The sequence below is a fragment of the Clostridium sp. TJA038 genome (assembly GCF_058310255.1).
The window spans coordinates 19,994-45,324 of the sequence record NZ_JBZEFA010000009.1; the positions used below are offsets into that span (position 1 = coordinate 19,994).

General features: G+C 24.3%; 17 protein-coding genes. 7 read left to right on the forward strand and 10 right to left on the reverse strand.

Going from position 1 to position 25,331, the window contains the following annotated elements; all coding sequences use genetic code 11:
* The first annotated feature begins 97 nt into the window (after window positions 1–97).
* Window positions 98–853 (forward strand): helix-turn-helix domain-containing protein, encoded by a 756-nt coding sequence (locus tag AC4FQV_RS10750; RefSeq protein ID WP_491140341.1) that lies wholly within the window; start codon window positions 98–100, stop codon window positions 851–853.
* 193 nt (window positions 854–1,046) lie between these two features.
* On the opposite strand, the gene AC4FQV_RS10755 is transcribed toward AC4FQV_RS10750, so the two are convergent.
* The 3 genes from AC4FQV_RS10755 to AC4FQV_RS10765 all read right to left on the reverse strand — a co-directional run bounded on the left by AC4FQV_RS10755 (window position 1,047) and on the right by AC4FQV_RS10765 (window position 7,144).
* Entirely contained in the window at window positions 1,047–2,240 is a 1,194-nt protein-coding gene (locus tag AC4FQV_RS10755; protein ID WP_491140342.1) for an acetate/propionate family kinase, read from the reverse strand.
* A gap of 175 nt (window positions 2,241–2,415) precedes the next feature.
* Window positions 2,416–5,934, reverse strand: coding sequence for an AAA family ATPase (locus AC4FQV_RS10760; protein ID WP_491165481.1), 3,519 nt, complete (start codon window positions 5,932–5,934; stop codon window positions 2,416–2,418).
* 1 nt (window position 5,935) lies between these two features.
* Entirely contained in the window at window positions 5,936–7,144 is a 1,209-nt protein-coding gene (locus tag AC4FQV_RS10765) for an exonuclease SbcCD subunit D (protein WP_491165482.1), read from the reverse strand.
* A gap of 422 nt (window positions 7,145–7,566) precedes the next feature.
* On the opposite strand from AC4FQV_RS10765, the gene AC4FQV_RS10770 reads away from it, so the two are divergent.
* A complete protein-coding gene (locus AC4FQV_RS10770; RefSeq protein ID WP_491140345.1) occupies window positions 7,567–8,211 on the forward strand; it encodes a biliverdin-producing heme oxygenase in 645 nt (214 codons plus the stop codon).
* 626 nt (window positions 8,212–8,837) lie between these two features.
* Complete coding sequence (locus tag AC4FQV_RS10775) at window positions 8,838–9,656, forward strand: mechanosensitive ion channel family protein (protein WP_491140346.1); 819 nt, start codon at window positions 8,838–8,840, stop codon at window positions 9,654–9,656.
* A gap of 199 nt (window positions 9,657–9,855) precedes the next feature.
* Here AC4FQV_RS10775 and AC4FQV_RS10780 read toward each other — a convergent pair whose 3' ends face one another.
* The 5 genes from AC4FQV_RS10780 to AC4FQV_RS10800 all read right to left on the reverse strand — a co-directional run bounded on the left by AC4FQV_RS10780 (window position 9,856) and on the right by AC4FQV_RS10800 (window position 15,657).
* Window positions 9,856–10,626, reverse strand: a complete 771-nt coding sequence (locus AC4FQV_RS10780; protein WP_491140347.1) for a hypothetical protein — start codon at window positions 10,624–10,626, stop codon at window positions 9,856–9,858.
* Window positions 10,627–11,042: 416 nt separating this feature from the next.
* A complete protein-coding gene (locus tag AC4FQV_RS10785; RefSeq protein ID WP_491165483.1) occupies window positions 11,043–13,229 on the reverse strand; it encodes a coiled-coil domain-containing protein in 2,187 nt (728 codons plus the stop codon).
* A 27-nt stretch (window positions 13,230–13,256) separates the two neighbouring features.
* Window positions 13,257–14,132, reverse strand: coding sequence for a hypothetical protein (locus AC4FQV_RS10790; protein WP_491165484.1), 876 nt, complete (start codon window positions 14,130–14,132; stop codon window positions 13,257–13,259).
* A 141-nt stretch (window positions 14,133–14,273) separates the two neighbouring features.
* Window positions 14,274–14,501 (reverse strand): hypothetical protein, encoded by a 228-nt coding sequence (locus AC4FQV_RS10795; protein WP_491140350.1) that lies wholly within the window; start codon window positions 14,499–14,501, stop codon window positions 14,274–14,276.
* A gap of 97 nt (window positions 14,502–14,598) precedes the next feature.
* Window positions 14,599–15,657 (reverse strand): acyltransferase family protein, encoded by a 1,059-nt coding sequence (locus AC4FQV_RS10800; RefSeq protein ID WP_491140351.1) that lies wholly within the window; start codon window positions 15,655–15,657, stop codon window positions 14,599–14,601.
* Between the two features lie 313 nt (window positions 15,658–15,970).
* On the opposite strand from AC4FQV_RS10800, the gene AC4FQV_RS10805 reads away from it, so the two are divergent.
* On the forward strand, window positions 15,971–18,346 hold the full coding sequence (locus AC4FQV_RS10805; protein WP_491165485.1) for a sensor histidine kinase: 2,376 nt from the start codon (window positions 15,971–15,973) through the stop codon (window positions 18,344–18,346).
* Window positions 18,347–18,394: 48 nt separating this feature from the next.
* On the opposite strand, the gene AC4FQV_RS10810 is transcribed toward AC4FQV_RS10805, so the two are convergent.
* Together AC4FQV_RS10810 and AC4FQV_RS10815 are read right to left on the reverse strand one after the other, a co-directional pair.
* Window positions 18,395–18,976, reverse strand: coding sequence for a hypothetical protein (locus AC4FQV_RS10810; RefSeq protein WP_491165486.1), 582 nt, complete (start codon window positions 18,974–18,976; stop codon window positions 18,395–18,397).
* 318 nt (window positions 18,977–19,294) lie between these two features.
* Complete coding sequence (locus AC4FQV_RS10815) at window positions 19,295–19,855, reverse strand: hypothetical protein (RefSeq protein ID WP_491165487.1); 561 nt, start codon at window positions 19,853–19,855, stop codon at window positions 19,295–19,297.
* Between the two features lie 776 nt (window positions 19,856–20,631).
* Between AC4FQV_RS10815 and AC4FQV_RS10820 the strand changes: the two genes are divergently transcribed.
* From AC4FQV_RS10820 to hflX, 3 genes are all read left to right on the forward strand, one after another.
* Window positions 20,632–21,687 (forward strand): IS1595 family transposase, encoded by a 1,056-nt coding sequence (locus AC4FQV_RS10820; protein ID WP_055257692.1) that lies wholly within the window; start codon window positions 20,632–20,634, stop codon window positions 21,685–21,687.
* A 662-nt stretch (window positions 21,688–22,349) separates the two neighbouring features.
* Window positions 22,350–23,123 carry a 23S rRNA (adenine(2058)-N(6))-methyltransferase Erm(Q) gene (locus tag AC4FQV_RS10825; protein ID WP_007286427.1) on the forward strand — a complete coding sequence of 258 codons (774 nt, stop codon included), beginning with the start codon at window positions 22,350–22,352 and terminating at the stop codon, window positions 23,121–23,123.
* 167 nt (window positions 23,124–23,290) lie between these two features.
* Window positions 23,291–24,535 (forward strand): GTPase HflX, encoded by a 1,245-nt coding sequence (gene hflX / locus AC4FQV_RS10830; RefSeq protein WP_162214182.1) that lies wholly within the window; start codon window positions 23,291–23,293, stop codon window positions 24,533–24,535.
* Window positions 24,536–25,331 lie beyond the last annotated feature (796 nt).

Sequence of the window (25,331 nt, forward strand, 5' to 3'; positions counted from 1 at the left end):
AATGATAATATAAATATATTATCATATTTTATTAAAATTGTTTTTCGCTATATTTTTATTTTTTTAATGATATTAACTTTTGAAAGGATGATTTTTAATGATTTTTATAAAATCGGCTCTTATAGATTTTTATAATTGCTTTGAAATCCCAATAAGGGCTTTAGATAATAAATTAAATATTATTTTTGATACAGGGTACTCCCCTTTTTATGATTATATTTTTAAAGATTTAAAACTAAAAAACAAATTAGAGTTATCTTCTTTTAAAAATAAAAAAGATAACTCTATAATTCTTAACTTTGAAAATAATAAGGCAGTTTATGTAATATTTAATTATAAAGAAATAGGAGAAAATTTATTTTTTATAGTAGGTCCTCTTTATTTAAAAGAAGAATTTAATGATTCAAAAAATTATTTAGAAATGTATAAACTTCCACTTAAAACAAAAAGCTGTATTAAATATTATAAAAGCTTTCTAAAGTTAATATTAAAAGAAAAGCTTAAAGAAAACTATTTAAATAATTATTCTCCTTACACCCTTAGAGCTATAGAATTTATAGAAAATAATTACTATAAAGATATAAGTGTTTCTAGTATATCTCTAGAATTTAAAATAAATAAAACTTATTTTTGCAATTTATTTAAAAAGGAAACTGGAGAAACTTTTATAAATTTTTTAAATAACTATAGAGTTGAAAAAAGTAAAAATCTTCTAAAAGAAAGTGATATATCAGTACTAGATATTGCTAACAAGGTAGGTTTTAATACCCAAAGTTACTACTGTACTACCTTTAAAAAATTTACAGGATTAACTCCTCTAAAATATAAAGAAAATATACTAAAAAAGACTTAAAGCTTAAAGTAAGTTTTAAGTCTTTTTATTTAAATATATTTAAATAAGATATTTATAATTAATTTTAAAAGAAAAAAGAATGTAGAAAAATTTATAAATAAACTTTTCTACATTCCTTACTTTTTATATAAAACTTGTAGTACTAATATTATTAATCTAAAAACTTAATAATATTCTAATACTATTAATTTAATTACTTAACTAAATCTACAGTTTCTTTAGCTATCATAAGCTCTTCGTTTGTTGGTATAACGTAAGCTTTTATTTTTGAATCATCAGCTGTTATTTCTGCGATTTTTCCTCTAACATTATTCTTTTCTTTATCTAATTTTAATCCTAAGAACTCTAATCCTTCTAAGCAAGCCGCTCTAGTTCCTGGAGCATTTTCTCCAACACCAGCAGTAAATACTATTACATCTACTCCACCCATATTTACAATGAATGAACCTATTTCAGCTCTTATTCTGTAGTGGAATATATCTAAAGCTAATTGAGCTCTCTTATTTCCTTCTTTAGCAGCAGCTTCAATATCTCTAAAGTCTGAGCTTACGCCAGATACTCCTAAAACTCCAGATGCTTTATTTAAAGCTTCTGAAACTTCTTCAATTGTGTATCCACATTCTTCAACTAAGAATGGTATTATTGAAGGGTCTATATTACCTGATCTAGTTCCCATTGGAACACCTGCAAGAGGAGTGAATCCCATAGTTGTATCTATACATATTCCATCCTTAACAGCAGAAATACTTGCTCCATTTCCTAAATGACAAGTTATGATTTTTAAATCTTTTATGTCTTTTCCCATAACTTCAGCAACTTTATTAGCTACATATTTATGTGAAGTTCCGTGGAAACCATATTTTCTTATTTTATATTTTTCATATAAAGCATAATCAATAGCATATATGTATGCTTTTTCTGGTAAAGTTCCATGGAAAGCAGTATCAAAAACAGCTACCATTTCTTTATTTGGCATAAGACTTTGACAAGCTCTTATTCCAACTATGTTTGCTGGGTTATGAAGAGGTGCTAATATACTACACTCTTCTAAGTATTTTATAACATCTTCATCTATTACTACTGAAGAAGAATATTTTTCTCCACCATGAACTACTCTATGTCCTACAGCTGCAATTTCATCAACTGAGCTTATAACACCTATTTCGTCATCTACTAAAGTATTTAAAACTATATCTATAGCTTCTTTATGGTCTTTTATATCTTTTTCTAATTCAAATTTATTTCCCTCTGCATCTTTTTGAACAAGTTTAGATTGTCCAATTCCAATTCTCTCAACTAATCCTCCTATGATATCCTTTTCATCACTCATATCGATTAATTTGTATTTTAATGATGAACTTCCACAATTAATTACAAGTACTTTCATTTCTTTATCCCTCTCTCAATATTTATTTAATTTTTATTACCCCTTGAATCCATGCCAATCTTAAGATAAATTTTATATTTTTATTGAAAATTTTTCAACCTTAAACATTAAAAAAATTTGTAAATATTTTAGAAAATAAACCAAAAAGGGCTTAAAAAGCCCTTTTTAACTAAATTTAACTTCTCTCTATTCTAACTTTACTTCCACCAACACCTGCTTCTGCTGATTTTAACATAAGCTTAATTGGCACTCTATTTTTTATAGATTCAACATGACTTATTATTCCTATAGATAACCTTTCATGATGAAGTTTTTCTAAAGAAGTCATAACAATATCTAAAAGATTATCATCTAAAGTTCCAAAACCTTCGTCTAAGAAGAATAACTCTAAAGGTGCTGTTCCCTTTAATTGTATTTGTGATGACAAGGATAATGCTAAAGCTAAGGATGCTAAAAATGTTTCTCCCCCTGAAAGAGTTGAAGCATCCCTCTCAGCCCCTCCATTTTTATAATCTCTTATCATAAATTTACTATTTTCATCCACTTCTAAACCATAGTTACCATTTGTTATCTCTTTAAGTTTCTTTGAAGCTTCCATAGATATATACTTTAATTGATTTGAAGCAATAAATTCTACAAATTTTTTCCCTTTAAAAAGCTTTTCTAAATCACTTAATAAGGCAAGTTTATGCTCTTGCTTTCCCTTAAGAGAAAGTATTTCCTTTTGTTCTTCAAGCTTTGTTTTTAAATTTTTAATCTCTGTAATTAATCTAACTTTTTCCTCTTCAATATATTTTAATTCTTTTTCACAATTATTTTTTTCATTAGAAATCCTTAACCATTCTTCTTCTTTTATGCTTTTTCCCTCTAACTTCTTAAGAAGTAATTCTATATTTCCCCTAACCTTAATTAAATTATTATTATATTCTTCAATTAAAGTTTTTAAATTTTCCTTTTCATCATTACATAAAACTGAATTTTTAACTTCTAAAATATCATTAAAACCTTCTTTTTTTAAGGCTAAATAAACTCTTTTTTCTTCTTTTTCTTTCCTTAAACTTAATGATTTTATTCTATCATTAATAACAGCAAAGTTATTATTTATACTATTAAAGTCTTTTTCTAACTTTTCTTTAGCTTGATTTAAATTTAAATATTCCTCCCCTATATTTTTAATATTTAAATTTAACTCTTTTAAAATACTTTCTATTTTTAACTGGTGTATTTTTTCCTCTTCATCTATTAATCCCTTTAAAGATGTTTTAATCATATTTTCTTTTTCTATATAAATTTTAGACTTACTTTTTAATAATGAATTTTTCTCTATTACCTCCTCATTCAATTTATTAAGTTTATCCATTAATGTATTTTTTTCATTAACTTTCCCTTGAAGTAATATTCTTAAATCCTTAATTTTCTTCTCTAATAAATTTTTATCTCTTTCTTTTTTTGATATATTATTTTTTTCTTCCCTAATATCCTCTATATCTAACTCTTTTTTTATAGAATTAATTATAGAATTTTCTTTTTCTAAATTCTTCTTTAAATCATTTAATTTTAAAGAAATCTCCTTTTCTCTAACTATTTTTTCGCATAAAATAACTTCACATTTATTAAAATGATTTTCTAAAGTATTTTTTTCTTCCTTTAAATTTTCTAAATCCTTATCTAGCTTTTCCTTTTTAAGATTAAATTTCTCTGCTCTTTTCTTTAAATCTTCAAATTCATCTTTTAAAGAATTTAATTCATCCTTATTTACTTCTCCTATCTCCTCTAAAGAAGCCTTTAATTTATTAATTTTATTATTTTCATGTCCTAAATCACTTTCTACCTTTGATAAGTTTGAAATAATATTTCTTAATTGCTTTTCCTTAATATCCAACAATTTAGATTTCTCATTTGAATTTTCTAAATCAAACTTTTTAATATTACTAAATTCATGGTGAAGAGAACCACAAACTGGACAAGCTTCACCCTCCTTTAAATTTTCTCTAATTTTAATGGCTAATTCCTCAATTTTTGCCTTTCCTATATAGTCTTTAAGTTCTTTTAATTCTTTTTCACTTAAAAGCTTTTCTTCATTCCCCCTTTTAAGTTCTATTTCAAAAGTTTCTTTAGCTTTTAAAGCATCATCTAAATTCTTTTTTATCTCAATATAATTATCATATCTCTCTTTATATTCTTTAAGTTTAAGTTGCTTTTCAAAAATAAATTCATTATCTGCTAAAAAACTATCTGGCAAATTTTTAATATCTTCCGTAAGCTTATCTAAATTATTTATTTTATCATCTAAAGAAATTCTTAATCTTTCTTTTTCTTCTTTAATATCTTTTATATTATTTTTTAAGGTATTATCTTCATATTCTATATCCTTTATCTGCTTTTCTAATCCTTCATAAGAATTTAAAGCAATTAATCCATCATTTACTCTTTCCTTAAAATCTTCAGAGATAAAAAGATTTTCTTGTATAAGTTCCTTTTCATCTAATTCTTTATTTAAGGCTTTTTCATTTTCTTCTAAAAAGTTAAATTTACTTTTTAGCTTTGAAAGATTATTTTTTATATCCATCCATTCTTTCTTTAATTCAACTCCTTCCTCTCTCATTTTTAAAAGCTTCTCTATTTCTTCTTCGCTTTCTATTAATCTCTCTCTTTTTCTTTCTAAAACAGGTAAATCTTCTTCTTTCTTTTTAAGCACTCTGTCAAATTCTATTTTATTTTTATCCTTTAAATTAGTAATCTCTTCTAGACTATTTTTTATATCATTAAACTTTAAATTTTCATCCTTTAAATCTCTTAATATTTCCTCAAAATTATTTATAAATAAAATAACCTTATCTGCTCTTTCTGAAAGTTTTATTCTCTCTTTTAAGCTATCTATTTCTTCACTTTGCTTTCTTAAACTTTCTTCTTCTTCCTTTTTATTCTTAAGCTCATTTTGAGTACTTAAGATAAAATCAGCTTCTTTAAAATCATTTTTTAAATTATTAAATAAATCTTCTTTTTCCTTAGCTTTTAAATTTAAATTTTTTTCTTCTTCTTCCTTATCCTTTAAAACTTCATAATTAATTCCTTTATATCCTTTTAACTGCCCTTCTATAGAAGTCATATTTTCTTTTTCTTTTCTTATTTCAGATAATAATTTATTTGAAAGATTATCACCATACTTTTCAAGGTTAAATAACCTCTCTAACATATCTCTCCTACTTTTTCCTTCTAATTTAAGAAATTCACTAAACTTTCCCTGTGGCAAAACTACAGTTCTCATAAAATCATCTAATTTTAACCCTATAATTTCTTCACACTTAACTGTTACAGCCTTTGATTTTTCCTCTAGTATATTTTCACTCTCTCCTGTTATTTCAATTATTCTAGCACTTTTATTCCTTATTCCTCCACTTTTATTATCTCTTTTAAACTCTCTATCAACTCTATATCTTTTTACTTCACTACCTGTTATTTGAAATTCATAACTTACATAAACACTATCACAGTTAGTATTTATATAATTTGAACTTTTTCTTGCTATATCTCCATATAAAGCAAGAGTTATTCCATCTAAAATAGTAGATTTTCCACTTCCTGTAGGACCAAAAATACCAAATAGCCCTCTTTCTGTTAATTCTTCAAAATCAATAACCTGACTTTCTATAAAACTATTTAACCCTTTAATTTTTAATTTAATAGGCTTCATGCTACTTGTCCTCCTCTTCTTTAACTATATTAAGTAAAAGATTTAAAACTTCATCATCAGGCTTTATTCCTCTTTCCTTTTCATAAAAGTCAATAAAAAATTCTTCAAAAGACTTTTCTTTAAAATCACTTTCTTCTAAAATATCTTCCTCACTTTTTATTTTAGGAATAATTTCTAAAATATCTTTTTTTGTTCTCTTCATAATTTTTATTTCATCTTCTCTTAAAAATCTATCAGTACTTATCTCTAAATAAACCCAACACTCTCTATCTTTATTTTCTTCACATTTTACAATTGCCTCTTCTATACTTTCACACTTCCAAACCTCTATAGGCTTATACACCTTAAATTTAATCTCCTCTATAACCGCCTCTTTTTTAGGTTCTAAGTCAATAATAAAGCACTTTTTCTCAAAATTAATTTCTTTTTTATTGTATTGAAGTGGAGAACCAGAATATCTTATTTTTTTATTAGTTCCTGGTAAAATCATAGGCTTATGAACATGTCCTAAAGCAATATACTGTGCTTCCTTAGGAAAACATTCCTTATCAACTATAAAGCTCCCCCCAAGTTCTATATTTCTCTCAGAACCTGAATTTTCAGCTCCTGTTGCAAAAAGATGAGATACAACTAAATTTATTGTATCTTCTCTAAAATTTTCTTTAAGAGAATCAAATAATATTTTTAATCTCTCACTATAGGTTTTTGCTCTTTCTAAAGTCTCCTCCATAGAATCATATAAAACCTCATTTAACCTTTTTTCACTAGGATAAGGAACTGTTAATATAATAGCTTTTTCTCCCTTTACTTCTATTTCAATAAATCCCTCACCAGAATTTATAACCTTATTTTTTCCATACTCTCCAAGTGGTACTTTACTTTTAGGTGTTCCTACCATAACAACTCCATGGTCCTTAGCCAAAGGTGCTGAAGCTATTAGTCTTTCTGGATTATCATGATTTCCTGAAATAACTAAAGTCATTCTTTTCCCCTTGTTTGATAAATTCTTTAAGGTATCATAAAATAGTTTCTCTGCTCTAGCTGGTGGGTTACTAGAATCATAGACATCTCCAGCTATAATAACTAAATCAATATCATTTTCCTCTACAATTTTCACAAAATCATTTAAAAATTCTTCTTGTTCTTCTAAGCGACTTACTCCCTCTATATTTTTCCCTAAATGCCAATCAGCAGTATGCAAAACTCTCATAATATATCTCCTAAATTATATTTTTTTAACTTTAATAAAAATACTTAAATAGTTTAAAAAAATTTTTCATTAAACTATTTAAACTCATGTTATTACTCTTAATAAATATTATACTAAATATCTTTTTATCTTTAATAAACTTACTAAGAATAAAATTTAATAAAAAGTGTAATTATAAATTTATAATTTTTTAAAAAAATGATATTTTTATCAATAATAATTATTCTTAAATAATTATTAGTTTATTTTTTAAAAAAATATAACTTTTCTTATTAAATTTCTTAAAAATTTATTATTTATGAACATAATTCGTAAAATTCCCCATTTGATGAAGATATTTTTAAGTAGTATATTAAATGCATGAGAAAGATATTAAAACTTTAACATATCAAAATTTAAAATAGATTTACGAGGTGATTTTAATGAATTCATTCATGATGGATATAAAAAACAATAGTAACGATTTACACTCAGTAGCTGAAAAAACAGGCTTCTTAAAAAGATTATTAGAAGGAAAAGCTTCAACTGAAAGCTATGCTGAATATCTTTACAATCTTTATGAAGTTTACAGAGCAATAGAAATAAACTTAGAAAAATACAAAGATAATGAAGTAGTTAAAGACTTTGTACTTCCTGAAATATATCGTGCTGATTCTTTACTTAAAGATGTTAAATTCTTATTAAAAGAAGATTCAGAAAAAGTTAAACCTTTAGCTTCAACAAGAGCTTATGTAGCTAGAATAAATGAAATAGGAGAAAAAACTCCAGAACTTTTAGTTGCACATGCTTACACTAGATATCTTGCAGATTTATTTGGTGGAAGAACAATCTATCAATTAGTTAAAGATTTATATAAAATAGATGAAGAAGGATTAAACTACTACAAATATGACCACTTAACTGATGGTCCTGAAATGAGAAACTTCGTTATGGATTATCACAACAAATTAAACAACATAAACTTAAATGAAGAAATGAAAGAAACTTTCATAAATGAAGTTGCTAACTCATATGTTTACAACATAGCAATTTCAAACGAATTAGAGTTTGTAAAATTTAATCAATAATTTTATACTTTGAATAAAAAAGGGATTATACAAAGATTAAACTATAAACTTTTAATTATAGAGAATTTTAAAATTAAAACTCTATAGTTAGTACTCCCAATATTCACTATAGATTACTAGCTTAAATCTTTTAATTCTTTTATTTAAAGTTTACATATATAATTATTTTGTATAATCCTTTTTAAAATAAATTTAAATATTTTTTAATTAAACAGATAAAATCATTTCACTTTAATATAATTTTAATAAGAGCTATGGAATTTATTCCATAGCTCTTTTACCTAGTAATGCCATCTCATGATTATGCCCTGAATCATAAGTATTTAAGGTCTTTTCAATATTATATATTATCCAAATTTATAATTTATAAACACTTTAACTCTTAATTTTATAAAATTTTATTCAAGTTCCCTTAGTTGATATTTGTATAAAGAAATTTTATAATAAAATGAGTTCTCTTTAAGCATATTTTAAGTTTTAAATATAAAAATTTAAAACTTAAAATATACTTAAATTATATAAAATACTTTTAATTTTTTAAAAATAACCAATTAAAAATAAATTTTAAAGAAAGGCATAAAATATATTAATTACTTTATATAAAATATATTTTATAGGTGTTTTATATGAAATTTGATCTTAATACCATTTATGAAAAATTTATTTCTTGGATTACTACTAATGGCTTTAAATTAGTAATTGGATTAGTTTTACTTTACGTAGGTTGGAAGATTATAAATAAATTAATTAAAATCTTAGTTAAGATAATGAAAAGAAGACATATTGACCCAACTCTTACTTCCTTTGCTGAAGCCTTTGCTGAAGTATCATTAAAATTTCTTTTAGTAATAACCTTAATGAGTTATGTAGGTTTTGATATAGCTGGTCTTGCAGCCCTTGTAGCTTCTGCTGGATTAGCAATTGGTTTAGCCCTTCAAGGTAGTTTATCAAACTTTGCAGGTGGAGTAATAATACTTTTATTAAGACCCTTTAGAGTTAATGATTTTATAGAAGCTTCAGGTTACTCTGGAACTGTTGAAAAAATAACAGTTTTTTATACTCATTTAGTTACTCCAGATAATAAAGAAATCTTAATTCCAAATGGAACCTTAGCAAACGGAAGTCTTATAAACTATTCATCAAAAGAAACTAGAAGAGTTGATTTAACCTTTAGTGTAGCCTATGATGACGATATAATTAAAGTTAAAAATGTACTTTTTGATATTATAAACAAAAATGAATTAATCTTAAAAACTCCAGAACCCTTTGTTGGTATAAGTCAACACGGAGCAAGTTCCATTGATTTTGTTGTAAGAGTTTGGACAAAGCAAGAGGATTATTGGAAGGTTCACTTTAGTTTATTAGAAGAAGTTAAACTAAGATTTGATAAAGAACATATAACTATCCCTTATCCTCAAATGGATATAAAAATAAATAAATCTTAGAAATAAAATAATTTTTAAATAAAAAAATAAAAGCCTAAATTAAATGAACAAGAGGCACATTTAATTTAGGTTTTTATCAATCCTACCACACTAAATCTTAAATAATTATCTTAACTTTATAATAACGTTTTCATATAATTTTGTCAATATATTTTCAATATATTTTCAATATATTGACAAAATTATTTAATTTATCCTTTTAATACAATTCCTCATCATTTATATAATTACTTAAATCATAGGTATTTATAACTTTATTTTTATAATCTATAATATAATTATTATCCATATAAAACTCTAAATTTTCCTTACTAATTATATTAAAATTCAAATCTGCAAAATACCATGTTTCCTTTTCTTCCTCTCCAAAATAACTACTTACAGGTATTTCTATAAACTTATAATATATATTATTATCAATATAATAAGGTTTTTCAGAATCAAAAATTAAACATATATCCTCTGAAAATCTACTTGAAAATTTTGTTGGCTTTAATATATATCCTTTCTTATCTTGAAAATTCTTACTTTCATCTATAGGAAGATTTTTTAAATTTCTATAATTAATATAATACTCCTTTCCTGCCCCCTCAATACTTTTAACCTCTGGAGAAACCTTGTTATTTTCTAAATAAAGATTTAAAAGCTCTACATTTTTTTCTTTAGGAGTTAACTCATCTAAGTTCTTAATGTTATCATGAAGTAACATATCCTTATTAGCTTTTATACTACTTTCAATTTCAAAAATATCTTCTTCTACGCCCTTATCTTTTAATCCTATATTTTCAGTCTTTATTATACTTAACATTAATTTTGCATTAGCTAAATCTCCATGCTTAATATAAGTTTTTGCTTGAAAAACTTTAGCTTCTAAATTTTTAATTTTTTTATGTCTAGATTCCTCTAAACCAAAGACCGACATACCTGCAACTAAAACACTTATTATTCCTAATGAAAGGAATTTTTTCATCTTCATCCCCCACTTATCTTTTGTGTATTTAAATTCATTTTAATTTTATAAAAACTTAACATCTAATTATAATATTCAATTTATCTACTTTCAATATACTTAACTTATAAAGATTAATTTAATTTATATAAATAATTTTTATTTTTCAAAATTCATATTTTATTATTAATCTTATTATTTTGTTTTCTAAATATTTATATAAAGTTTATTTTCTTGAAGGAAAAGTTATATTTATATAACTAAATTTATGTTATAATCAAAGTAAATTTATAGATAATGCTAATTAATTTAATTACTTAAAAACTTGTTCCTTTTCACCTTGGGAAACCTGTAGCAAATTAATTTGTCCAAATAATAAGTGTATGTGAATTAGCATGATTTATAAATTTAAAGCTGGCATACAAATACCAGCTTTTTTAATTAGCAAAATCAAAATTATCCTCTTTAAACTTATTAATTTTCTTATTGCTATTTACTATTAATTTATTTATTCGTTCTCTTTCTAGAGCATTCTCCTTAAGTTCATTCCTTATACACTCTAAGCCCTTAACTTTATCTGAAAGTATATCTTCTAGTTCTTTTATAGTCAAAAGTTCTCTTTTAAAAAATTCAGATTCTTTAGCCTCTTTAATTAAACTTTCCTCTAAATATTTCATACTCTTATTTAATTCAAGCTTATTCAACTTATATTTCCATGTATCTAAAGAAAAAATATTTTTTAGAAACCCTCTATCCTTAATACTATGTTCCTCTGATATATCTATAGTATCTATTTGTCTTTTTATTCTTTCATATTCAATATAATCTTCAAATAATTTAACTTCCTCTGAATTAAGAACAATATCTTTAAATATGTTTTCTTGAGCCTCTATTGCTTTTTCTGTATTCTCTTTCTCAGCAATAAACTTTTTCTCATTTATTAATAAAACTTCTTTAATCTCCTCTGTCTCACGAAGATTTTTCTCTAAATTTCTCTTTTCAGAAAGAACTTTATCATATTCTTCTTTTTCTTCCTTCCAAACTTGAACTAACTGCTTATAATATAAACTTTCCTTTTTATCCTTTTTTAAAATTTTGTTTGATAAACTTATTTCCATAACAAAAATAGGAACTAAATTTTCTCTTGAAACTTTAAACTCTTTTAAAATTATAAAACTTAATAAAGGACCTATATAAGCTCTTACCATATCATGTCTAGTTCTAAACTCATAAAAATCAAAGTCTTTTTGAAAGGCTACATAAATTGAAAAAATAGATTTTATAACAAAATCTAAACTTTCCTCTGTTCCACATTCTAAAGCTGCTTTTAAAAACTTTTCTTGATTTATTCTTATATTTTCTTTTATTGTTTCTTCTGAAACATCTGTAAAGTTCATTTTATTTAATATAAGATTTCTTTCTCTTTCAGGAGTGTTTATTAAGACTTCATAAATTACTCCACAAAGTTTAACTTCTTTATCCTTCTCCTTACTTATTGAATGTAATAAACCATTTATTATAACTATTAAGTAATAATTTATAATTCCTTCTAGCTTATCAACCTTCCCATTAAAATCACTTCTACTCTCAAGTAAGAAATAAGACTTTTCCACTACATTATCTAAGGATTTATCAAATATTTTTTTATCTAAAATAGAAGTAGAAGGAGTATTTGTAAGTTTTAAAAGAGCATAATATAATTTTATTTTTAAAACTCCATCAGAATATCCCTTTAATTCATCAACTTCTTTTTCAATAAACTTTAAAAATTCTTTTCTTTTAGATTTTACAAATATTCCTTTAGATTTATTTATAAATATACTTCCTAAACTTAGACTTTTTAAAAATGCATAAACAACTCTTAACTCATATCCTTGAAGCGATAAAAATCCCTTGTAAAAATCTTTATACTTATTATCACTATCCTCTGAAGATTCTTCTCTTAAAATAGTACCTTGCAGAGTTTTAAAACTTTTTAAAGCTTCTTGAAGCTCTAATTCTTTTTCATTTAACTTATCAACAAGGTCTTTTTTTTCTTCCTTTACATTTTTTAAAAGTTCATAAAGTTCTTCTTGCTTTTTTTCATCAGTTTTTGTAGTTTTTATTTGCTTTTCAAGGCTTATAATAAACTTTTCTTTATTTTCTAAAACCTTTTTATCTATAACTAAATCACATTGGCTTTCCTTTAAACTTTCAGGAGTTATAAAAGTAAATGTTCTACTTTCTTCTATTTCATTAGTTACATTTTTTAAATACCATATTAAAATATCATGAGCCTTTTCTAAGGCTAATAAACTAGTATTTTCATCTAAGTTATTTAGTGCTTCTTTATTGTAACACTTTTCTCCTAAACTTCTTATATACTCTCCATATTCTATTACAAAGCTTGGAATATGTCCTTCTAAGTTATCTATACTTCCTTTAAAGCTTAAATTATTTCCTCTCTCTAATTTATATAATTCTTGAATTTTAATAAATAAATCTTCAATTACCATTCTTAAAACTGTACAAGTGAGAGCTTCTTGAGTATCCCACGCTTTTTCAGCATTTCTTAATAACTCATAATAACTCTCAAGACTTGTTTTTAATATAAAATCAAAGTTTGTAATCTTTTTGTTTTCCATACAGTCCCCTCTAAGCATATTTAATTTTTAATGCTTGTTATTTTTTAAAAAATCAAAAATACCTTTTAGTAAAACCTGAGCCTTTTTATCCTCAAGTTTTTTTAATTTATTATTCATATGTTTTTTATTACATTCTAATTTTAAGCTAAGAAAATCTACTTCTTTTTTTATCTCTTCAGTAACAGTTTTATGTTTTATTATGTAAATATATTCTTCATAGCATAAATTTAAAGTAGAAAAAGACCTTCTAACTGTAAATACTAAAGCTATTATTAAGATTATTCCTATTAATGATATAACTCTAGCTAAATTATTATAATGATGATTATAATTATTTATTAGTTTCATAATAAATTCACTAGAAGCTATTGTATTTAAGTTTTCTATTCCTATTAAAATAGTAAATATAATAAAATATATTATTCCTAACCTTTTTACTCTCTTATGAAATAATCTCTCAAAATTCTCTTTTTCTTCACAATCTACACTTATGTTATCTATAGATGATAAAACCTCTCTTGTGCCAGATAATATACAAATCATACCTATTATGCACATAAGATACACATCTAATGATTTAACTAATTCATAGCCACTTCCAAAAAATTTATAACTAGTAACACCTATTAAGGTATATCCAACTATAACTTTAAAATCTCCAAGAATAAATTTCTCCTTAACAATTCTTATTTTTGCTATAACAAAAATAACAGCCATAATTATTATAATCTTAACTATATATTCCCTATATATAAATATCTCATTAATAATTGTTTCAATTAAATTTTTATTATTTATTTTAGAAATTATCCGCCCTAAAGTATCAACTAAAATAAAGAGCATTGGAATTAACATTATTATTATAGATATCTCTCTGTAATTATTAAAATCCTTCCTTTCCATAACTTTATACCCCTCCATTCACAGTTCTTTATAAATCTTTTGTGAATTCCTTATTATATTATATACCTTTAATTTTTATGTTAAAACATTTAAAAGATAAAAAGTTATGAAATAATTACATATTTCATAACTTTAAAAAATTTAATATATTATACTATAATTATTCAAGGTTCCAATTAAAACACCCTCTAAATATATGTCTCCATTTTTCTTAATAAAACCTCTTTTACCCTCTATATAAATAGCTCCACTTGGCTTTAAGGTTCCAGCATATCTTCCATCTAAATATACACAACCATTAGTATCTACTAAACCTCTTCTATCGTTTAAATAAAACTCTTTAATGCAAGGCTTTTCCCACCCTAACATATACTCCCTCCAAAATATATTTCCTGTTGTAAAATTATATTATCTTTTAAAAATAAATATTACAAAAAGGCTTAGAAAAATTCCAAGCCTTTTACTCTTATTTATTTTCAATTATTATTTCTTTAGGTCCTATGTCCTTAATATCTTTAAAACTCCTATAAAAAGTAAGATCTCCTTTAAACAAGAACCTACTTAAAGTATTTTTATTTATTAATACAATCATAAGTAATGGTACCACTACACCAACTATTGTAAAAATAACATATCCATAATTAAATACATCCATAAATAAAGTAGCTACTTGTTTGTGTAAGTACATTATTATAAGAGAATTTGCACCTATTATTGTAAATACCTTCTTGTATTTTAATTTGCTAAGTTGATAACTTAAAGAAAGTATAAATACAGTAAAGGTTACAGGTATTATAATATCAAAAATAGGGTCTTTGTAATAAGAATATTTTATATTTAAATAATAGTATATTCCTGCTACACTATTTAATACAAAAAGTCCAACAACTCCTATACTTGATAAAATTAAAGTAGAAGTCTTTTTGAAAATTTCTTGAATGTCTAGCTTAACTATATAATACCCTAAAGCATAATAAGGTAAAGTAATTAAAACAGTATCTAGATTCCAAAATACAAAATATTTTTCAGTTATATCTGTTACACTATCTGGTATTACTAAAATTGAATACATATTAGCTAATAAGTAACTTATTACACAAATTACTGCAAGCTTCTTACCACCTAATCTTCTATTTAACTGGTCAAATAAAACCTTTGTAACAAACATTACAGGTATAAACCAAAATACTCCCCAAGTAGCCTTTCCCCCAAAGGCGTATTTTAACATCTCATTTATAAAATCATTAAAAGAAAAACTGCCATGATAGTACATTACATAGTTAAAACCTATGTCAATTAATGAAAATATGGCATAAGGAACAAAGAATTTAATTGCCTGCTCTTTTATATTCACGCCCTTTTTATAAAGCATACCACTTATTATAAAGAAAGCTGGCATGTGAAACCAATAAAGATATGGTGCATTGTCAAAAGGTGCATGACACAGAACAACAGTAATTATAAGAATACCCTTCGCTATGTCTAAATAGTCTAGCCTTTTCCTTCTTTCTAAAACATCACTCATAATATTTCTCCCAACTCAATCACAATTTCATATGGTTATTACCATATACTTATATTTCCCATAATCTATATAAATATAATACTTATATATTTTAAATAGGATTTAAACTCACTATGAACTTATAATTAAATATATACTTTTATATGCAAAATTTTTCTGTTAAAATATAATTTTTAATTGTATTTTACATTTAATATTATATTTCTAACTTTTATATGAATTTATACATATATTTGTGTTAAAATCTAATATATGTCTAAAAAATACATTTTATAATTAAAATGTGCAATTTATTTTGAAGGAGACTCTAAAAATGGATAGTCAAATATTCTTTCACATATTTAATGACGATAAAGATAAATTAGAAACTCAAAACATAATAAAACTGACTACATACTCAGTTTTCTCTATATTTATTATACTAATATTCGATTTATTTTATAAAGTATTTATTAGAAAAAATATAGGCATTGTACCAGATGCCTCGGTACCTACCTTTTCCTTAAACCTAGCTTTAATTTTAGGTACTATGGCTTATATAAGTTCTTTAATATATTACTCAAGTACAAAAAAAGATGATTTTTTTATAATCTCTTTAATATATATGAATTTATCTGTGGAGCTTTTAATAACAAGAGGGCACAATTTAATAATATTTGATAAGTTTCTTTTTATACATTCTATATTTAGGCTTGTATTACTCTTTTATGTAGCCTTTAATAAAAAAGGAATTTTCCCTTTTATAATTAAACATAAAATAGTTACATCTATTTCAGTTTTCTTATTTTCTATTTTTACTCCTATGATAAACTACAAAATATTTTTTGATAATGTATTCCCTAAGAGTGTTCATTTTTATGCTATTTTAATGATTATAATAATAATCCTTTATATAGTAGCTTGTATTGCTCTGTCAAAAAAAGCATTATCTGAGTGTGAATTAATATATTCATTCATAATAGCTAGTATGCTTCTTATATCCCTTAGAGGACTTTATTGGATTTGTGAAGTTCTTATGCCAAATTTAGCTCTTTTTGAAACAAATAACATAGTGCTTCTATTGACAATATTTTCATTTTTATTAGCTATAAGTGGTGTGTTTAATGAAATAACTACTGAAAATAAAAGAAGTTCTTTACTACAAAAGGAACTTCAAGTATTTTATCACTTAGTTGAATATAATACTAGTAGCTCTATTATTTTATATGATAACAAAAAAAATGTCATCTATACAAATAAAGCTATAAGAGAAACTTATTGCAAAGCTGATAAACTAAAAGAACAATTAGTAGAAGTTGAAAAACTATTTGAAAATTCAATTTTCCTAGAGCAAAGTGAAAAAGATGCTAATAAATCACTTTTTGAAAGAGGTAATTGGGAAGGTAAGCTAATTTTAAAAACAGGAAAAATAGTAAATGCCTATATACAAATTTTAAATGTAGAAAAGAAAAATTATTTTGCAGTTAACTTAAAAGATATAACAGAAGAATATACTCTTACAAAAAATATTCAAAGAAATGAACAGCTTTTAAGTTGTATAAATAATAATATTCAAGATTTAATAATAAGTGTTGGAAACAAAGGTCTGATTACTTATGCAAACGACTCTGTTTTAAAAACTTTAAATTATACCTATGAAGAACTATTAGGACTTCCTATAATAAAGCTTCTAGGTAAAAATGATGAAGTTTTAACACAATTAAAATTAGAAGATGATGAAGATAGTATAAAATGTAAACTGGTAGGTAAACATTCCTTTGTTTATGTAGAATGTACTATAAGAACTTTAAAGGATAATAATGATACTCCTTATGGAAAGGTTATTGTAGCAAAAAACTTAACTTCTAAAAAAAGGCTTGAAAACTTAGCTATAAAATTTAAGAAAGCTAAAGCTTATGAACAAGTTAGAAATGAGTTCTTTGCAAACATTTCCCATGAACTTAGAACACCACTTAATATTATTTATTCTACAATTCAACTATTAAATGCAAAACATGAAGCTACTTCAGAAGATTTTTACGAAGCCTATGGCAAATATAAACAAGGATTGAAAATAAATTGTTATAGAATGCTTAGACTTATAAATAATCTTATAGATGTTAGTAAGATTGAAGTAGGCTTTTTAAAAGCTGAATTTAAAAATAAGGATATTGTTTCCTTAGTTGAAAATATAGTATCTTTGGTTATACCTCATTCTGAAAATAAAAATATAAGTATAATATTTGATACTAATGTAGAAGAAAACATAATAAAATGCGACCCTGTAAAGATTGAAAGATTAATACTTAATTTACTCTCAAATGCTATAAAGTTTACTCAAGATTCTGGTGAAATATTTGTTGATTTAAATGTATCTGATGATTGGGTAAAAATTAGTGTAAAAGATAATGGAATTGGTATTCCTAAAGATATGCAATCCTCAATTTTTGATAGATTTGTTCAAGCAGATAAATCTTTAAAAAGAAGAAATGAAGGAAGTGGTATAGGACTTAGTATTGTTCAATCTATTGCAGAACTTCATGATGGTAAAGTAGAACTTAGAAGTGACGGTATTCATGGTTCTGAATTTATTGTATGGTTACCAAATATAAAATTAAGTCATACTGAAGAAAGTAATAATTTAGTAGATTATATAACAGATGATAAAAATATAGAACTTGAACTTTCTGATATTTACGAAGTTCATTAACTTAAAAACTCTCCCTTAATAAATAAATTTTATTAAGGGAGAGTTTTTTTATGCTGAACAATGCTCTTTAATTTTTATTGCACTAACCTCATCCCTTGTTAATTTTTTTAAGTTTTTATAATTTATTAAATAAAAATAATTATATAATTTCCTAAGTTTATTTAGATATTCATAACTTCTATCAGGAACATCAAAACTAACCTTTGTTTCATCTCTTTCTTCTGCATATTCAACTTTAAAATCATCAACTTGAGGAAATTTTAAAAGTCCTTCAAAGGTTATTTGTCCTCTTACAAATTGATGTCCTGAACAAGAATATAAAGTTTTTATATTTGGTTGAGTATTTAAGAAAATTATTAAATCCTTTAACTCAACATCTATAGCTAATCTATTATTAAAACCACACTTTTCTGTTTCATCTTTACTCAATAAAATTGAATTTCTTCTTAGTTCCCTCATATAAGAATTGTATTCACTTACTAAAGAAAATTCTTCTTCAGTTGAATCAGATACTCTAACCCTAATAAACTCTGGTAAGTATCCTTCTTCTCTTTTATTTTTTAATTCTCTAGCTATTCTAAGTGCTTTTAAAACTTCTTCATTAGAATAATTATCTAATAAGTTTTCCATTTTAAACTCCCCCTACCCCTTAAAATATTTACCTAAATTAAATTTTCAAAAATAATATATTTATTCTTAAAGCAATTTTATTTAATTCGACTATATTATGTAAATATTTACCATATAATAATTATATCTTTTATCATACAAAAAATAAAATCGTATTTTAGCCCATTTATTCAAATTAAATAAATTTAAGTCTTATTTTCTTTAATTTAATATTTATTGTAAATATTTTACAATTAAATAAAAAAAATTATACCAAGATAAAACTTAAAATTATATTCATAATATTAAGGTTAATCTTGATATAATTTAAAAATAAAACTATTTAACTTTTTTATAGATAATTGGTTCTACACAACCAAATGTTACCTTACCGTTCTTTTCCATAACCTCACTTACGTAAAGAGTTCCATCTTCAGTTCTTTCTTTTAATTTAAAAATAGTTTCAGGACCAAATTGACTTACACTTTCTCCTTCAAAGCCTCCATCTTTAAAAGTATATGTCATAGGATTAAACTTTTCTGAAACTTTTAATTCATTATAATCCATAACTAAATTTTCATTATCATTTCTAAAATCAGCTTTAGAAACTCCCTTTGGTAAATCATAAGAAGTTAAAACTACATTTCCATTCTCATCTTCTGTAAATAAAAATAAGTGTGGTAATATATTTTTAAAATTACCTTGCTCATAATAACTTTCTTCAATAACAAAAAATCCTTTAAAATCTTCAGGAAGATTTTTTATTTTGTCATTACAAATATGAGTTACATGTTTTGATTTAGGATGTGGTTTTAAACCTTCCTTAATTTCCATATCTACCTGCTCATCATTATTAAATTCTCCACATAAATAATCTAAGAATAAATTTAAATTTCCCATAAAAATCCCTCTCAATCCTATTTTATTTATAAAATAATTATTGAAACTAATATAACATATTTATTTTTAAAATTAAATAAAAATCTAATTTATTAAACATTTTAATATAATTAATTCATATAATATTAATAAACACCATATAAAATCCGAAAAATCTTATATGGTGTCGAATATTGTGGTTAAACAAACATAATATTATTTTCATTTTAAAAAGCTAAAATTAAATCATTTCAATAAAAGTTCTCCTAATAATAAACTTAGTTTAAATAAAAGATTACTTAATTATTCTAAATTCGCTTTAAGCTACTCAAAATCAATTTTGAATCTCCAAAAACAACAGATCTATATGATTTTACTTAATAAACTTAAATAAACCATTAGAATAATAAGTCCTAAATTTACTTTTAAAAAATCAATCTCATATTAAAATTGATTTTTTAAAAATAACAGGCTTAAATAAATTTACATACTAATAAAATTAAATACATCATTAGAAAATAAATATCTCATATAAACTAAATAAAAATATTAGTAGTTTTTATCTTAATAAAATTTTATATTAGCTATTTGTAATTATATGATAACTCTGTAAATATTTCATGTCAATTAACATTTAAATCTTTAATGAATAATTTTCACATTTAATTAATAATTATTCTTTTATTAAAAATAGCTATATTAAATTAAGGCTTTGTTTTAATAAACTGTTGAAATTTGATTAACCTCTATAAATATGGTTATAATATATAATATAACTACTATTTAGGAGGTTTTTTATGCCAAGAGTTAATAATGTTATTCAGCAAGTTTCACAATTAAATACATATGAGCAAGAGAAGGTATTTGATTTTTTAAAGACTGTATTGATGTCAAATGGAATAACTAACTCTATAGATGAAGAAATCGCTGAAAATAGATTTAACAAGGGGAAGTGCTGTCCTTTTTGCAATCATGATAAAATATCTAAGTATGGAAAATATCATGGCAAGAATGGCGTTAAACAAAGGTATAAATGCCAAAATCCAGAGTGCAAAAAAACTTTCAATGATTTTTCTAAATCCCCAGTTTCAAGTAGTAAAAAGGGATTAGATAAATGGCTACTATATGCTCAATGTATGATAAATGGTAACACTATTAGGCAATGTGCCGAAATTGTTGAGATTAATATTGCAACAGCTTTCTTTTGGAGACATAAAATTATAGACGCTATTAGAAAATTTATTGGCTACGGCTCTCTTGAGGGTGTTATTGAACTCGATGAGACATACTTTGCCCTTAGCTATAAAGGGAATCATAGCAAAAGTTCTAATTTTACTATGCCAAGGGAATCAAGAAAGCGTGGTAAAGAAATAAATACAAGAGGTATATCAAAGGAATTTGCCTGTGTATTATGTGGTGTAGATAGATTAGGAAATATATATACTGGTTTAATATGTGATGGCAGACCTAACTATACTGATATAAATAGGGCTTTATCAGAGGTTGTTGAAGAAAATTCTATTTTATGTACTGATAAACATAGGAGTTATATCCCATTTGCGGCTCAACATAATTTTGAATTACATCAAATTAGGGGCGGGAGAAAAACTGTGGATATTTATAATATTCAAAGAGTCAATGCTTTTCATAGTAGCTTAAAAAGATGGATAAGAAAGTTTAATGGTGTTTCAACCAAGTTCCTAACAAACTACCTATTTTGGTATAAATGGACCCAATTATTTAAAACAGAAATTGAAAGAAATAAGCCTAAGAAATTCTTTATTCATGCTAACTCAACACATTCTATATCTTTAATAAAGGACTTTAAGATAAGAAGACCAATATATGTATAAAAGGTAAAATTTGTTTTTATTTTACTGTTTTTAGTGTACAATAAATATAATGATTGATGAACAATTGTATTATATTGCGAAGCAAAAGGATAGGAGCATAGCTCCTATTTTTTATTTTATCTATAAAGTATATTGTGATTTTGCTAGAAGTGAATCGGAGTGCTTTACAGTAAATATAGTTTATGGTATTATTAAATACATTAAAATATGAAAGGAGTTGTAGTTATGAAAAATTTATATATAATGCTTAATAAATTAAAAAAAATATACATTACTCCTGGGTATATTATAAATTAGATAGCATATGCTTAATATACAAATCCCCTGGAATATCGACTTATATTCTAGGGGATTTTTTATAATGTTATAGCTCTGCGCTATTTAATATTAATAGTTAACATAGAGAGTATAAATAATGAAAAAATTTAAAAATATCTTCGTTTGAAAATAACTACTTAATAAAGATGCAAAAATTATAAACAAATATTTAAAGCTTATTATATGAAAAATAGGAGGAAATAAAATGATTATGAATGGTGGAATAGCGTCAATAAGATTAAGAAGATAGCGCACGAGTTGTGGCTATCGTTAAACAAATTTAATATAATGTCATAACTCCGTGCTATTTAAAGAGTAAAAATAGTGAATTAAGGAGATTATGAATGAAAGCTAAAAGTAATAATTATAGAGGAAAAGTTGATATTAGTGTATCGCAAAATTTTATTACTAGTAAAAATACTATATATAAATTAATAAAAAAAACAAATATATCCAAAAATGATTTTGTTATTGAAATTGGACCAGGAAAAGGTCATATAACAGAAGCTTTATGTGAAAAAAGTTATTGGGTTACAGCTATAGAACTAGATAGAAGTTTATATGGAAATTTAATAAATAAATTTAAAAGTAAAAATAATGTTACTCTTATTAATAAAGATTTTTTAAATTGGAAATTACCTAAAAAAAGAGAATATAAGGTATTTTCTAATATTCCTTTTTATATAACAACAAAGATTATTAAGAAATTATTATTAGAAGAGTTAAATTCACCAACTGATATGTGGCTAGTTATGGAGAAAGGTTCCGCAAAAAGATTTATGGGAATACCTAGAGAGAGTAAATTATCATTACTTTTAAAAACTAAATTTGATATTAAGATAGTGCACTATTTTAATAGAGAAGACTTCCATCCCATGCCTAGTGTAGATTGCGTCTTAGTATATTTTAAAAGAAAATATAAATATGATATATCTAAAGATGAATGGAATGAATATACAAGTTTTATATCTAAGTCTATTAATAACTTAAGAGATGTATTTACAAAAAATCAAATTCATGCAGTAATTAAATACCTAGGTATAAATCTTAATAATATTAGTGAAGTTTCTTATAATGATTGGATACAGTTATTTAGATATAAACAAAAGATAGATTAGTAATAGTAGATTTAAATTAGGAGGTGTTAAAATGATTATGAATGGTGGAATAGCGTCAATAAGATTAAGAGGATAAGTCACGGGTTGTGGCTATTATCTTAATTTAATAAAGAGTCATAATCCCGTGATATTTAAAGTTAATATTTAAATATCACGGGATTATGAAGATGATAAAAAAAGGAATAATTGTAGGAATTAATATAAATAATAAAAATAATTTTGATGAATCTATGGAAGAATTAAAAAATTTATGCTTAGCTTGCAAAATAGAAACTGTTGGTCAAATTAAGCAGAATTCAAAGAAAGTTAACTCTACTTTTTATATGGGTAGTGGGAAGATAGATGAATTAAAAAATTTAGTAGAAGAAAACAATGCAGATATAGTTATATTTAATAATGAATTATCAGCGTCACAAGTTAAAAATATTGAAGAAGAAATAAATTGTAATGTCATAGATAGAACTGCGTTAATATTAGATATCTTTGCAAATAGAGCAAAAACAAGAGAATCTAAATTACAAGTAGAGGTTGCGAAGCTCCAATATGAATTACCAAGATTAGTTGGTTCAAATGAAGATTTAGGTCGTCAAAGTGGTGGAGTAGGGACTAAAAACAGAGGCGCAGGAGAAACAAAATTAGAATTAGACCGTAGAAGAATAGAAGATAAAATTGCTAATTTAAATAAAGAGCTTGAAGTATTAAAAAATCAAAGAGAAGTACAAAAAAGTAAAAGGAAAAAATCTAATATTCCTAATGTAGCTTTAGTAGGATATACAAATGCTGGTAAGTCATCTGTTATGAATGCTTTAGTAGAGAAGTTTATAAATGATGAAGATAAAAAAGTATTTGAAAAAAATATGCTATTTGCAACTTTAGAAACTTATGTTAGAAATATAAAATTAGATAATAATAAATCTTTTTTATTATCAGATACAGTGGGATTTGTTGGGGATTTACCTCATAGTTTAGTAAAAGCTTTTAGGTCTACTCTAGAAGAAGTTTGTGATGCGGACTTATTACTTCATGTGATTGATATATCTAATCCTAATTATGAAAATCATATAAATGTAACAAATGAAACATTAAATCAAATAGGGGCGGATAATATTCCTGTGATTTATGTATATAATAAAGTTGATTTAATGGAATTAGATACATTCAATATAGAAGGGATGCTGGTTTCAGCTAAAAAATATATAGGTATAGAAGAATTATTGGAATCTATATGTAAAAATATATTTATGGATTATATAAAATGTAAGGTTATGGTTCCTTATAAAGATGGTAAAATGACATCTTATATAATTGATAGTTCAACTGTTCTAGAAACTGAATATACTAATGAAGGAACTTTATTTAGTATAGAATGTAGTAAAGAGGATTATGTTAAATACCAGTCATATATAATCTAGAGTGATTCTAGGTATCTATATAAACAATGCATAAATGAAAGAGGATGTCGCATACCAATTGAAAATTGTTCATGTGATAGCCTCTTTTATATTTGATAAGTAATTAGAAATGATTTTATTGTATGTGTTTATTGCAACAATAAAGTAAATAACTACAAATGATGCTAAAGACATTAAAATAGGATAAATAAATACTTCCAAAACCAATTAAGCTAGAGATAAATATACTTGTAAGAATGACTTTGTCTTTGTACGACTACGATGGGGAAAATGTGTATTAAAGAAATAACAAAAATACTTTAAATGAAATGTGTAAATTAAGTTAATGCTATAATATAATAAAGTGAACAATATTAATCTATTGCGATTCAAATAGGATGTCCAAATGGACATCCTATTATGTTATGCTAATTTCAACACTATTTTAAAACAAAGCCTAAATTAATAAATTAAAAATCATGAAAAAATATTTTTTACAATATATGTATATATTTTGTTTATTTGCCCATAATTAAAATATCCACAAATTAATAAGTAGTAAAAACTTAGAGATAGATATATAATACTTCCCCAATCATATATCCTTAATAACTTCCCCTTTTATATTTATTCTCTAAGAAATCTACTTATTGTGGATTTAAAAAGAAATCTATATATATTCTAAAAATTTTTAGAATATATATAGATTTCTTTTTTATAACAAAATTATTTATAAAATAAAAAAAGCTTAGTGAATATTCACTAAGCTTTTGGTGGCTCGAGCAGGAATCGAACCAGCGACACGAGGATTTTCAGT